This is a genomic window from Hymenobacter sp. HDW8, from assembly GCF_011305775.1.
GTDB lineage: Bacteria > Bacteroidota > Bacteroidia > Cytophagales > Hymenobacteraceae > Hymenobacter > Hymenobacter radiodurans.
This window is the reverse complement of sequence record NZ_CP049907.1, coordinates 3,565,275-3,578,421: the sequence shown is the minus strand read 5'-3', so window position 1 is coordinate 3,578,421 and position 13,147 is coordinate 3,565,275. Positions and strand designations below refer to the sequence as shown.

At 56.9% G+C, this 13,147-nt stretch carries 11 protein-coding genes and 1 pseudogene; 5 read left to right on the top strand and 7 right to left on the bottom strand.

The features are described 5' to 3' along the window. The first annotated feature begins 22 nt into the window (after positions 1 to 22). From purE to G7064_RS15270, 3 genes are all read left to right on the top strand, one after another. Positions 23 to 535 (top strand): 5-(carboxyamino)imidazole ribonucleotide mutase, encoded by a 513-nt coding sequence (gene purE, locus G7064_RS15280; protein WP_166074266.1) that lies wholly within the window; start codon positions 23 to 25, stop codon positions 533 to 535. Next, complete coding sequence (locus G7064_RS15275; protein WP_205711124.1) at positions 532 to 1,785, top strand: 5-(carboxyamino)imidazole ribonucleotide synthase; 1,254 nt, start codon at positions 532 to 534, stop codon at positions 1,783 to 1,785. Before purE ends, G7064_RS15275 begins: the two co-directional genes overlap by 4 nt. A gap of 450 nt (positions 1,786 to 2,235) precedes the next feature. Further along, positions 2,236 to 2,709 carry a c-type cytochrome gene (locus tag G7064_RS15270; protein ID WP_240935520.1) on the top strand — a complete coding sequence of 158 codons (474 nt, stop codon included), beginning with the start codon at positions 2,236 to 2,238 and terminating at the stop codon, positions 2,707 to 2,709. A 60-nt stretch (positions 2,710 to 2,769) separates the two neighbouring features. Here the strand turns inward: G7064_RS15270 and G7064_RS15265 are convergent. Next, positions 2,770 to 3,272: pseudogene (locus G7064_RS15265) on the bottom strand (DinB family protein). Positions 3,273 to 3,379: 107 nt separating this feature from the next. Between G7064_RS15265 and G7064_RS15260 the strand changes: the two are divergent. Next, positions 3,380 to 4,609, top strand: a complete 1,230-nt coding sequence (locus G7064_RS15260) for a pyridoxal phosphate-dependent aminotransferase (RefSeq protein WP_166074265.1) — start codon at positions 3,380 to 3,382, stop codon at positions 4,607 to 4,609. Between the two features lie 84 nt (positions 4,610 to 4,693). Beyond that, positions 4,694 to 4,990: a DUF3817 domain-containing protein gene (locus G7064_RS15255; RefSeq protein ID WP_166074264.1), complete on the top strand. Its 297-nt coding sequence runs from the start codon at positions 4,694 to 4,696 to the stop codon at positions 4,988 to 4,990. A 466-nt stretch (positions 4,991 to 5,456) separates the two neighbouring features. Here G7064_RS15255 and G7064_RS15250 read toward each other — a convergent pair whose 3' ends face one another. The 6 genes from G7064_RS15250 to G7064_RS15225 form a co-directional block, all read right to left on the bottom strand. Beyond that, the gene (locus G7064_RS15250; protein ID WP_166074263.1) at positions 5,457 to 6,500 is read right to left on the bottom strand and encodes an NAD(P)-dependent alcohol dehydrogenase; all 1,044 of its coding nucleotides are present in this window, start codon (positions 6,498 to 6,500) and stop codon (positions 5,457 to 5,459) included. Positions 6,501 to 6,642: 142 nt separating this feature from the next. Further along, entirely contained in the window at positions 6,643 to 7,302 is a 660-nt protein-coding gene (locus tag G7064_RS15245; RefSeq protein ID WP_166074262.1) for a DUF1990 domain-containing protein, read from the bottom strand. Beyond that, a complete protein-coding gene (locus tag G7064_RS15240; protein WP_166074260.1) occupies positions 7,292 to 7,861 on the bottom strand; it encodes a DUF1990 family protein in 570 nt (189 codons plus the stop codon). Before G7064_RS15240 ends, G7064_RS15245 begins: the two co-directional genes overlap by 11 nt. Before the next feature lie 193 nt (positions 7,862 to 8,054). Next, positions 8,055 to 9,665: a RagB/SusD family nutrient uptake outer membrane protein gene (locus G7064_RS15235; RefSeq protein ID WP_166074259.1), complete on the bottom strand. Its 1,611-nt coding sequence runs from the start codon at positions 9,663 to 9,665 to the stop codon at positions 8,055 to 8,057. 19 nt (positions 9,666 to 9,684) lie between these two features. Beyond that, positions 9,685 to 12,102 carry a SusC/RagA family TonB-linked outer membrane protein gene (locus tag G7064_RS15230; RefSeq protein ID WP_166074258.1) on the bottom strand — a complete coding sequence of 806 codons (2,418 nt, stop codon included), beginning with the start codon at positions 12,100 to 12,102 and terminating at the stop codon, positions 9,685 to 9,687. Further along, entirely contained in the window at positions 12,096 to 13,088 is a 993-nt protein-coding gene (locus G7064_RS15225; protein WP_166074257.1) for an STN domain-containing protein, read from the bottom strand. Before G7064_RS15225 ends, G7064_RS15230 begins: the two co-directional genes overlap by 7 nt. Positions 13,089 to 13,147 lie beyond the last annotated feature (59 nt).

Here is a 13,147-nt window from a genome sequence, read left to right as displayed (position 1 = left end):
CATGACGCCTAACCACATTTCAATGAGCACTCTTTCTTTCCTTAGTACCCCAAAACCCCTAATCGGCGTGGTCATGGGCTCCAGCAGCGACTGGGACACCATGCAGCATGCCGTGCAGATTCTCGCCCAGTTTGGCGTGGCCCACGAAGCGCGCGTGGTGTCGGCCCACCGCATGCCCGACGACTTGTTTGCCTACGCCGAACAGGCCGGTCCGCGTGGCTTGCAGGCCATCATCGCCGGCGCGGGTGGGGCCGCCCACCTGCCGGGCATGCTGGCTGCCAAGACAATAGTGCCCGTACTGGGGGTACCGGTGGCCAGCCGCCATTTGCAGGGGGTGGATTCGCTGCACAGCATCGTGCAAATGCCCAAGGGAATACCCGTGGCCACGTTTGCGATTGGCAATGCCGGAGCGGCTAATGCGGCCTTGTTCGCCATTAGCCTGCTGGCCTTGCACGATCCGAACTTGGCAGCCAAGCTACAGGCATTTCGCGCCGAACAAACCGAAGCCGCTCGCGCCATGACCTTGCCGCTATGAGCGCCGATAATCACGTTACAACAGCCATGACCCCGGTTTACCCAGGCAGTGTGGACGCTGCGGGCCAGCGGGCCACCTTGGGGGTGCTGGGGGGCGGCCAGCTGGGTCGGATGTTTGTGCATGCCGCCCAGCACCTGGGTTACCTTACTGCCGTGCTGGAGCCCGACGCGCAAAGCCCAGCCGGGCTGGTGAGTCACCACCACATCCGGACCGGCTACGACGACCCGGCCGGATTGGCGCAACTGGCCCAGCTGTGCCAGGCCATCACCACCGAGTTCGAAAATGTACCAGCCCAGGCTCTACAAACGCTGGCGCTGACCCGCCCCGTGGCACCTAGTGCGGCCGTGGTGGGCATTGCCCAAAACCGCATCGAGGAAAAAGCTCATTTCGCGGCCTGCGCGGCCGTATCGGGGGTGAGCTGTGCGCCCTATGCCGTGATTGAAACGGCTGCCAAGCTGCAGGCCGTGCTGGACGAGCGGGCGGATTTGCTGCCCGGCATTCTGAAAACCGCGCGCATGGGCTACGATGGCAAGGGTCAGGTCCGCGTCAAGTCCGCCGCTGAACTGGCTACTGCCTGGGCGGAGCTGGGCGGCGTGGCCTGCGTGCTGGAAAAGATGCTGCCCCTCACCGCCGAGTGTTCGGTGCTGGTGGCGCGCGGCTGGGATGGGCAAGTCGTCAGCTTCGCCCCGCAGCGCAACGTGCACGTCGATGGTATTTTGGCCGTGACCCACGCCTACGAAGGAAATTTGCCCCCCGCCCTGGCAACTAGGGCGCGCGACGCGGCCGTGTCCATCGCGCATCATCTGGGCTATGTCGGGGTGCTGTGCGTCGAGTTTTTTGTGGTGGAAGACGGCAGCGCGCACGGCGGACTGGTGGTTAATGAGATGGCCCCGCGCCCGCACAACAGCGGCCACTATACCCTGGATGCCTGTGACGCGTCGCAGTTTGACCTGCAGGTTCATGCCATGGCGGGCTTGCCCTTGCCGCAGCCGCGCCAGCATTCCCCGGCCATTATGCTGAACTTGCTGGGCGAGGTGTGGTTTGACGCCACCGGTCAACCACAGGAGCCGGACTGGCGCTCCGTGCTGAGCCTGCCGGGAACCCACCTGCATCTGTATGGCAAAGCGCAAGCGCGCGCAGGTCGCAAGATGGGCCACCTGACCATCACCGGCCCGGATGTCGCCAGTGTCAAAACCGTGGCGCGGCAAGCCGCTGGTCTGCTGGGCTTGCCGGGGCTGGACGCCATCTAGATGCCATTGTCTGATCCTGACCAGACGGGTACCCGCTGCCGCTCAGCCTGCTGCTAGCTACCCTAACCATCACCCAGGACCCGACCAACGCCGGTGCCACCGTTCAAGCATTAATCATTTGTAGTTGTGCCGCCGTGGCTCCCCCTCTTCTTTGAGAGAAGGGACCGAGGGTAAGGCGAATCCTGGGGCCTTTACCGCCGCTGCGGGCGAGGTCTTGGGAGGCTTATCTAAAAGCCGCAGCGAAGTCATAACATTCAGGCCGAATGAGGAGTAAGACGAGCGCAAACTAGAAGGTTTTTTCAAGAGGTAAGCGAAAGGCAGACAGGGCTGAAAACTGATTGTTCGAGCACCTTCTTTCCTTTAAACATTGTTACTACAGGCTCAAAATTGAGTTTTTGACATAAGAGCAGAAATTACAATGATTGTTTACGCTAAAAGATAAGCTCTTTGATGAAACAGATATTGCTCGTTGTGTGCGCGCTGACCTGGCTTAGCCATTCGGCCGTTGCTCAACAAAAAATGCCCCCCAAAGCTAAGTCAACCACTAGAAGCGCCACCACTACCGCTGCCAAACCAGCCGCTGTGTCGGCCGCTACGCTTGCGGCAGGCAAAGCGGTGTATGTGCAGAACTGCCTGACCTGCCATCTGGCCGATGGCGGCGGCGTAGACCGGATGAACCCTCCTCTAAACCAAACAACTTGGGTACTTGGCGATAAAGCCCGATTGGTGAAAGTGGTACTCAACGGTATGGAAGGCGAGGATATCGACGGCGAATCATACGCCAACATAATGCCTGCCTTCGACGCTCTCACCGACAAGCAGATTGCTGATTTACTGACGTATGTACGCAATAGCTTCGGCAACAAAGCCACCAGTATATCAGCGGCTGAAGTGAAAGCAATTCGGGCCACGAATAAGAAGTAAACGCTCGTGTACAAGGCAAACTCGGCCGTCGTTGCTCCTTGGCAGCGGCGGCCAGTTTATTTAGTATGCCTCAGCGGCGTGCTTTAGCACCCGAGCTGTCACGGAAAGCTGCCCCACGTGGCGCATGGTGTGCTCGGCAGCGTGCACGAGCAAACCTAGCACCGTCGATGGCAGCATGGCCCGCCCGACGCCCCGCGGCTCCGTTAGGGTGGCTTCGTCGGTGATGCGGAGCTGAGCAAGCGCTTGCTCTACCTGATTCTGGAAAACGTCTACTAGCTCGGCTACTAAACAGCCCTCTGGGGGCATTTTCCTTCTATAGCCAGCATCTCCAATTGCTCAGGTGTGAGTTGTTGGCCTCTGGCGTACGTGAAAATGCGGTCGAGCACACCGGTGAGGTGCTGGAGGTGAAAACCAACCGAAGCCACACCCGCCGGCTTCTCCCAAAGTAGTGTTTCGGGGAAGCCGTGCAGCAGTTTGGTTACCTCTTCGCGGGCTTGGAGCAGGGCATGGGCGACGGGCTGGAGCAGAGGCGGCACATCGGGCAATGGACCGCGCAGCCACACTTCCCGGGTATCATTGGGGGCATTTTAGTTGATTTGAAGTGACAGGTAATAGATAGGAAGTTAGGCAAGATACTGGGGCAATTCTACTTACGGCCGTATCTTTGGGTATGTTGGAAGTATCGAAGCGAGGCCACGCTATGCCCGTGTCGCCTTTTAGGAAGTTGTTGCCCCACGCCGAAGCGGCCCGCAAACGCGGCCTTCAGGTGCATCACTTAAATATCGGGCAGCCTGATATAGAGACGCCTCCCGCGGTGCTCGAGGCAGTGCAGAAAGCCAATATCCGGGTGCTGGAGTACAGCGCCAGTGCCGGCCACGAGAGCTACCGCCAGAAGCTGGCCGCCTATTACCAGCGCGCCGGCATCCACGTGACGGCCGACGAAATTCTGGTGACGGCGGGCGGCTCGGAGGCTATTTTGTTTGCCATGCTGAGCTGCCTGAATCCAGGCGACGAGATTATCATGTCGGAGCCGTTTTATGGCGCTTACACGGCCTTTACCGTGGCCGCTGGGGTACATATTGTGCCCGTACTAGCACACATTGAAAATGGGTTTGCGCTGCCGCCGATTGATGAATTCGAGAGAGTAATCACCCCGCGCACCAAGGCTATTCTCATCTGCAACCCGAATAACCCCACGGGCCACGTATATCGGCACGAGGAGTTGGAGCAGTTGCGCGACATTTGCCTGCGCCACCACTTGTATTTGTTTTCCGACGAAGCCTACCGCGAGTTCTGCTACGATTCGCCCTACGTGAGTGCCCTGCACCTGGATGGCGTGGATAAGCACGTGGTGTTGCTGGATACTATATCGAAGCGCTATAGCGCCTGCGGAGCCCGTTTGGGGGCTTTTGTTACTAAAAACAAAGAGCTATACGCTGTTGCTTTAAAGTTTGCGCAGATGCGGATAAGCCCGCCCGGCCTGGCGCAGTTACTCGGTGAAGCTGCCACCGATTTACCTCCCACCTACTTCGACGCCACCAAAACGGAATACCTAGCCCGTCGCGACCTCATGGTGAGCCGCCTACGCGCTATGCCGGGCGTAGAGTGCCCCATGCCGGGAGGCGCGTTTTACGTCATGGCCCGCCTGCCCGTCGACGACTGCCAGGCTTTCGGGCAATGGCTGCTGGAGTCGTTTTCGCATGAAAATCAAACGGTGATGATTACGCCCGCCGCTGGCTTTTACGCTACCCCAGGCCGTGGCCGCGACGAAGTACGCCTTGCTTACGTGTTCAACCTCGATACGCTGAATGCCGCATTGACCTGTCTGGAAAAAGCATTGCTAGCTTATCCAGGAAGAACCCAACCGCAAACGCCTGCTTTGGAAGTGGCTACCCTATAATTTTTGCAGCTAAGTTGAGCTTGCTGCATTGTCATTTAGTTGGCCTTCTCCCTTTATTTTTGCCCCCCAGACACATCATTTCCTATGCTTGCTTTACTTTCTTCTACCCTTGGTCGCCTGCGCATCGTTGGCTTTTTGGAGGGGCTTTCGTTTCTCGTTTTACTCGGCATTGCGATGCCGCTAAAGTACATAGCTGGCTTGCCTGAAGCCGTGCGCATGGTGGGCATGGCTCATGGGCTGCTGTTCGTACTGTATGTGCTGCTGGTAATTATGGCGACCATCGAATTGGGCTGGTCTTTCAAAAAAGCTGTGTTGGCTTTTCTGGCTTCCCTTGTTCCATTCGGCACCTTTTACGCTGATAAAAAGCTATTTCGAGAGTAAAGACTATTTGCCCTTATTTAAAAACGCAAAAGGCCTCCTAGCTATGCTGATAGGAGGCCTTTTTCAGTTAATATTCGTTCGTTTTACAATTTACAAAGAGGTATTAGCCGAGCGATAAGAACCTGTTTTGCTATTCGGTAACTGTTGGCTAAGACCAGTACTTGACTGCCAGTCCTGCGATGGCCGTGAGCGTAAAGAGCAACAATGCGAGGCGGTTAGCCCGCTTTCGCTGTTTCGGCGACTGGCTGCATTCTTCTGTGAAGATGGGAAAAGCATAAATCATGGCGTGTTACATGGGTTGAGTGAGAGATGCAGGTGATGAATCGCTTAGATGGGCGGCGCATTACAAACCGGCTACTACAACTACGAAACGAAATGCGGTAACCTCAACCTGTCGCTTCCTTACTGGCCAAAGAAAAAGGGTCATCATTGCTGACGACCCTTTTTCTTCACTAAAGCTGCAGTTTTACAGCGTAGCCATATCAATTACGAAACGATACTTCACGTCGCTTTTTACCATGCGGTCGTAGGCTTCGTTAATCTGATCGATGGGAATGATTTCCACGTCCGACATAATGTTGTGCTCAGCGCAGAAATCAAGCATTTCCTGAGTTTCCTGAATGCCGCCGATGAGCGAGCCGGCCAGGCGGCGACGCTTGCTAATGAGGTTGAAGGCATGAACCTGGGGCGCTTCTGGTGGCACGCCGAGCAGTACCATAGTACCATCAAGGCGCAGGGTAGCTAGGTAGAGGTTCAGGTCGAGGGGCGCGGAAACGGTGTTGATGATGATGTCGAAGTAGTTCTGGACTTCTTTCATGGCTTCCTTGTCCTTGGTCACCACGAATTTGTGAGCGCCCAGAGCCTTCGCGTCCGCTTCCTTATTGGGGGAAGTGCTAAGTACCGTTACTTCGGCGCCCATCGCGGCGGCCAGCTTCACGGCCATATGGCCCAGGCCACCGAGGCCCATTACACCTACCCGGTCGCCTTGCTTCACATTCCACTGGCGCAGCGGCGAGTATGTAGTGATTCCAGCGCACAACAGCGGCGCTACGCGCGCTAAATCAAGCTTATCCGATACACGCAGCACGAAGTTTTCATCAACCACTACTTGGTTGGAATAGCCGCCATATGTTGGCTCCTGGGTTTTGTACTCGCGGCCGTTGTAAGTGCCTACGAAGCCAACTTCGCAGTATTGCTCCAGTTGCTGCTCACAGCTCGAACACGTGCGGCAGGAGTCAACCATACAGCCGACGCCAGCTAGGTCGCCGGTTTTAAACTTCTTGACATGGTCGCCGACTTGCGTTACGCGACCCACAATTTCGTGGCCGGGCACCATTGGGAATATGGAGCCGCCCCACTCGTCGCGGACCTGGTGCACGTCGGAGTGGCATACGCCACAGAACAAAATCTCTATTTGCACATCGTGCGGGCCTACTTCGCGGCGCTCAAAGTTGAAGGGAGTCAGGGGCGCGTTGGCCGTCTCGGCCGCGTAGCCTTTTACTTGGGTCATGGTCTTGGTTTTGGAGAGTTCTAAAAAGAGCGAAATTCAATAACTCACTGCGGGGCGGGAAGTTTAGCAGCTCAACTGCCCACTTTGGTTTAAACGGGCTTTTGCCTTAGTTATCAACAGGTTATAAACAAATTGTGGATAGCTAGTTAGCGAGCTGCGCTGTAGCCAGTTTTTCTTCCACTTGCTCGCGCATCCGTCGCATAGACTCCCGCGCAAAGCGCCGCTGTAGCATGCGCCCAAACAGCTTAAAGCCCAGCCAATAAAACGGGTTGCGAATGCGACCTAGCTGCGAGTACGCATGAATACGAAACTCAACCCGGCCGGTTTGCAAATGCTTGTGCACGGTGAAATTAATTTCTCCACGCTCAAAATGGCCTTCCAGCGTCCGGTAGTTGTAGCCCCACACCTGCTCCGGACCAGTATCGGTAGTTCGGGTTTCGTCAAAAACGCCCCCCACGCGCACTCCAAACCAGAAGGTGAAGCCCAAAAACTGCCCGCGCAGCAACAGCGTGCGCTTTTCCAGGGGCGCGTCGGGCACAAAGATGCCGGTAATAAGGTCGGGCGGCGGGAAGGTATAGTTGAGCAGCACTTGGCGCGCAGCAGCCCAGGAGCCGTGCTCGGCGGGCGGACCAGGCGCTTCGGGGGGCAAATCGGTGGCGTAATCATCGACGTGCCAGCCTGTGGCGGTGGTGTACTCCTGGGCACGCTCGGGGTCAAAGTTATATTTAGCCTCATTGAACGAAGCCAAGCGGGCACGGTGTACTTCCCAAAGCGGCGGCGCAGTCGTGGTATCAGGCCTCATGGCGCACGTCAGTTTTGGTATCGTCCTGCTTTATGGTTTCCACGGCAACGGGCCCCAACGGCAAGCCACCGCAATACTCGGCCACCCGCTCACAGAACGTACGCCAGGTTTGCTCCTGCACCTGTTTGCCAATGCCGAGTGTATCGTAGGTAAACGCCACCAGTCCGTCGCGGGAGCGCGCCCAGGAGTGAATCTCAAATTGCAGGGTATCGGGCAAGTGCGGGTGCTGACGCAGCGAAAACCGGATTCGGCCCGCCTCGGGGTGGTTTTCGAGAGTTACTAGCTCAAAGAAATCCGAGCCCATTTCCGAGACGCGCACGCTACCGTTCCAAGGCCCCAGAATGCGAATTTTAAATTCATCGCCTACAGCCAAGCAATGATCCTTGCCTTTCGTTTTCTCAAAATCGGCTAGCAAATCGGGCGAGAATTGCTCCATCTCGCAGGTGATGGTGTGAAATAGCTCGTCGGCCGACAAGTTGGAGTGCTGGAAAGAAACCTGGTAGCAGCGCTCAAAAAAGGGTCCGGAGCCCGTACTGGCTGGTTGTTCGGCTTTGCTCATGGGAGGTTGGGTCTAAGGCATCCGTAGAGTTTCCTTAACGCAGGTGGGCGGGCAGAGTTGAGGTGCAGGGCGCAAGCGCCGGAATCTAAATCGACTTACCTAAAAAAGCCCCCCAGAAATATTCTGGGGGCTTTTTTGACTCATCTTGCGCTACCACTTAGGTAAGCCTGTGAGTGAGGTAATGCGCCAAGTGTTAGTAGCCTGGGTTTTGCGGCACCTTCCAGCTTTGGGCATCATTCAAGGAAATGGGCAGCAGTGGAAAAGGATTCACTGAGGTTTCGGTAGCCACATGCGACATGGCCCGCGCCCGCACCTCAGGCGACAAGGTGCTCATGTAGCGGCCCGTGCGAATCAGGTCCCAAAGGCGCAACGACTCTTCGCCAAACTCCACCCGACGCTCGTGCCAGATGGCATTCAGCAACGCCTGGCCCGAGAGGCCAGCTGCTAGGTCAGGCAGGGTGCCAGCCGGCGCGTTGGTAGGATCGTAGGTGAGGGTGCCCAATCGGGTGCCCGGCGGCCGGGTAGAAACGCGCGCCCGCTGCCGCACCTGATTGACCAGGGCTACAGCTTCGGCGGGCTTGTTGAGTTGAGCCGCGGCTTCGGCCTTCATCAGCAAAATATCAGCGTAACGCAGTTTACGAATGTTCTGGGGCCCCGACTCAGGGGCATTGGGGGCAATAATAGCCGCCTTGCGGTTGAAGTAGCCCGTCGCATTCTGCGTGAGGTCGACGGGGTTGAGGATACCCAGCACGATATCGTTGTTCTTGATAATCGTGACTTCGCGGCGCGGGTCGTTGGGCTCAAACTCATCCACCAGGCTCTGCGTGGGGTTATTGAACCCGTAGCCAAACGTCCGGCGGTTGTTCTGAAAGATATTGCTGGTCGTACCCACCGAAATGGGGCCGTAGCCGTCGTTGGAGGTGGCAAATTGAATCTCGAACAGCGACTCGCTGCTATTCTCGCCAATCTCCTGGTGAATGGCCGCGTAGTTGGCTAACAGGCTGTACTGGTTGGAGCTAATGACACCGCTCGTGATGTCGTACACTTCCTGCCAGGTGTGGTTGTTCCCGTTCACGGTACCCAACTGGTACATGATGACGCGGGCTAGGTAGCCGTTGGCAGCGCCTTTGGTAGCGCGGCCCAGATCGGCGGTAGCGTAGGCGCTTTTTTCCGGTAGCAAAGAAGCCGCTTCCTTCAAGTCCTTTTCAATAAAGGCATAGGTCTGGGCGATGGTGGCCCGGGCTACGTTAGGAGCTTCCGTCGGCGTTGGGGTTTTGTCAAACAGTGGCACGCCTCCGAAGCCTTTCACCAAGTTGAAGTAGAAATACGCGCGCAGAAACAGAGCTTCGCCCCGCAGGCGCGACTTCAAGGCCGCATCGATGGTACCCGCATCGATGTTGTTAATCACCGTATTAGCCCGCGCGATACCCGTAAAGCTGTGCACCCACAGGGTGGTAACGGGCGGATTGGAAGGCGGAATGTTCCAGGTTTTGAGCTCAATCAAGGACAAAAAGTCGCTGGGCGAGCTGCCACCTTTCTCGGCATCATCGGTCATCAGGTCGCCAAACATCCATTCGTAGGTTTGGGCCACGTACTGGCCGCTGGGGTCGCCCCATTTAGGGCCCTGATCCCAGGCAGCTACGTCGTACACGGCGTTGATGGCCTGCACGGCATTCGTGGGGTCTTTGAAAAGATTATCCTGGGTAGTGGTGCCGAGGGGTTCTTTATCCAAGAAGCTCTCGCAGCCAGAAGACAGGATGGTAGTCAGTAGCAGGCCGAGCAAAGCGGCGCGAGTGGATTTCATAGAGGTAGGAAATGACTAATTAGAACTGCACGTTGAAGCCCAGGCGGTAGGTGCGGGCCTGAGGATAGTTGCCGTAGTCGACGCCGTATGCAAGGGGGTTATTGTAGAAAGCTGACGTCGAAATTTCGGGGTCGTAGCCGGTGTAGTCGGTGATGGTGAACACATTGTCAACCGAGACAAATACCCGCGCACCTCTCACCTGCACTTTATCCAAGAAAGCTTGGGGCAGCGTGTAGCCCAGCTCCATGTTGCGAGCGCGCAGGTAGCTGGCGTCTTCCACGTAGCGGCTGCTCAAACGGTCGTTACCGTTGGTGTCGGTCGAGGTGACGCGGGGCTGGTTGCTGTTGGGGTTGCTGGGCGTCCAGCGGTCCATGCGACTCGCGTAGAAGTTGCTCCACACGCCCACAAAGTCGGCAGACTTGTTCAGGTTAAAGCCCGCACCGTTCAGCGCTTCGGCGCCCTGCACACCGTAGAGCAATATCTTGAAATCGAAGCCCGAATAGCTCAGGTTCAGCGAGCCACCGTAGCTGAAGTCGGGGGTACCGCTGCCCAGGTAGGTGTTGTCGGCAGCCGTAATCACGCCGTCGCCATTGGTATCCTGGTAGCGCACGTCGCCGGGTAGAGCTCCCGGCTGCACCAGCGCCCCATCGGCGTTTCTATACGCGTCAATCTCAGCCTGATTATTAAATACGCCATCGGCCTGTAAGCCGTAGAAGTAGGCTATTTCGCGGCCCACACCAGTGAGAGTAGTGTTGCCGATTTGCGTCAGCACGTTGCCGCTGGCAATGGGGTTGCCGCCGCCCAGGCTGGTTACTTCGTTGTTTATTTTAGTGAAGTTAACCCCTACGTTGTACTGCAACTTGCCTATCTCGTTGCGGTAGTTCAGAGCCAGTTCCAAGCCGCGGTTGCGCAGAGCGCCTACGTTGGCGCTGGCGGGAGCCTGCCCTACGTAGTCGGGCACGGGCAGCAGGGCAATCATGTCGCGGGTGCGGCGCTCAAAGTAGTCAGCTGTTATGCTCAACTGATTGTTGAACAGCTCGGCATCAATGCCCACGTCGGTGGTGACGGCCGTTTCCCACTTCAGGTCCGGATTGTTGATCTGGCTAATAGCCAATCCGGGTGCAGCCACTCCATTGAAAGAGTAGGTCTGGTTGTTGGTTGCCACCGAGGCGTAGCCGTAGTTGGGGGCGGCGTTTTGGTTGCCCACCTGGCCGTAGCTAGCCCGCAGCTTCAGCACCGATACGTAGCTGACACCTTTCAGGAAGTTCTCGTTGGAGATGTTCCAAGCGGCGCCCACCGACGGGAAAGTACCCGTCCGCACTGGCCCAAGAAACTTTGAGGTTTGATCGAAGCGTAGCGTACCCGTCACGAGGTACCGGTCGCGGAAGTTATAGTTGGCCCGGCCGAAGTAGGACAGCAAGCCGCCGTCGTACTGGGAGCTGCGCACCACGTTGCCGGTGCTACGCGAGGCCGAAGCGTATTGCAGGGAAGCATCGGCTGGCACATTAAAGGCCGTGATGGAGATGCCATTGCCGTAGCCCCGTTGGGCCTCCTGGCCGAGGGTAGCCGAGAAGGAGCTATTGTCGGCGAACTCCTTGGTGTAGTTAGCGTAGTTCGACCACACCCACGAGATGTTCTCGTTGCGCGTCTCAATAAGCGCGCTCTGGGCCCGCTGGTCTACCGGGCCGATGTAGTACTGGGGCTGGTATACTTTGGGGTGGTTGTTGAAGTAGTTGATGCCAAACGTGGAGCGGAACGATAGGCCCTTGAGCAACTCAATATCGAGGTAGCTGCTACTGAACAGGTTATTGTTCTGTGCCTTGTTAAACTTCTGCTCGTCCAGGTAACGTGGCACGTTCAGCGCATTGCGCGTGATGACGTCTTCATTGTAGGTACCGTTGGGGCCGAACGGGTTGAGCACCGGGTTGACTTGCAGGCCGTATTGCAGTACCAAGTAGGGCTGCGAGCCGCCCTGACCATCGCCGGCGCCCGTCTGGCTGTTGTTAGTAAACGTAGCCGCTACGCCCGCCTTGATGCGCTTAGTGAGCACGATGTCGTCATTCACCCGAATCACGAACTTCTTGAAGCCCGAATTCTTGATGATGCCGTCCTGCTGAAAGTAGCTGCCACTGATCAGGTAGCGGTTTTGCTCAGTGCCGCCCGAGGCCGACAAGCTGTAGTTGGTAATCAAGCCCTTCTGAGTTACCAGATCCTGGTAATCAACGCCTTCAGCGTTAGTTGCAATGGCGTCTTGTAGCAGTGGACCATAATCAGGTAGCGCCTTCCCAGCGTTGGTGAAGGCCTCCGTTACGAGCGTCGAGTACTCGGCAGCGGTGGTAAGGGGCAATGTCCGCCGAATCTGCTGGAAGCCTGTGTAGCCAGAGAAGTTGAACTGCGTCTGTCCAGCCTTACCGTGTTTGGTGGTGATGATTACCACGCCATTTGCCCCCGCGAGCCATAGATAGCCGTGGCCGAGGCATCTTTCAGGATTTCAGTCGACTCGATGTCAGCGGGCAGCAGAAAGCCGATGTCACTCGTTTGGATACCGTCCACCACGTACAGCGGGTCGCTATTGTTGATGGTACCTACGCCCCGCACCCGAATGCGGGTGCCGGAGCCCGGCTGTCCGCTGTTAGAGGTTACTTCCACACCCGCCACGCGGCCTTGCAAAGACTGTACGGGGTCAGAGGTAGCTACTTGCGTGAGTTGGGCTCCGCTCACCGAGGCCACGGAACCAGTTAGGTCACTCTTACGGGCCGTACCGTAGCCAATTACAACTACTTCGCTTAGCGCCTGCGTGTCTTCGGCCAGGGTAACGGTCAGGCTGCTTGTGGCGCCGGTGACGGGAATTTCCTGGCGACTGTAGCCTACGTAGCTGAATACCAGCACGCTGTTCTCGGGAGCTTGTAAGGTAAAGCTGCCATCGGCGGCGGTGCCGGTACCAGTAGTAGTACCCTTCACTACGACTGTTACACCGGGCAAGCCGCCCCCATTAGCATCCACTACCCTACCTGAAACAGTGACGTCTGCTGTTACTGAAACGTTTGCGGTAGGTGACCCGGAAGGCACCCGTAGCACCACGCGGTTATTGTTAACCTCATATTGAATCTTGAGCGGGGCTAATATTTCGTCCACAATAGCAGATACCGGCTTGTCTTGGGCCTGCACACTTACTCTGCGTCCGGCATTCAGAAGCTGCTGGCTGTATACAAAGCGAATATCAGCCTGCTTGGCAATCTGATGGAGGGTTTCAGTAATCGTTTGCGCCTCTACTTGTAAAGTAATCTTGCGGTCCAGAGCGGCCTGAGCTACTGCTGGTCGTGCCGAGGCGGTGCCAGCCAGTATGCACAGTATCAGCATGTGCACCGCCGCCGCCCGAATAGGGTACCAGAACGGCGGAAGAAAGCGTAATAGCTTTTTCATAGAATGGATGTAGTGGTGGTAATAATGGGGAAGGAAAGCGACGATCTTTATTCAACTAT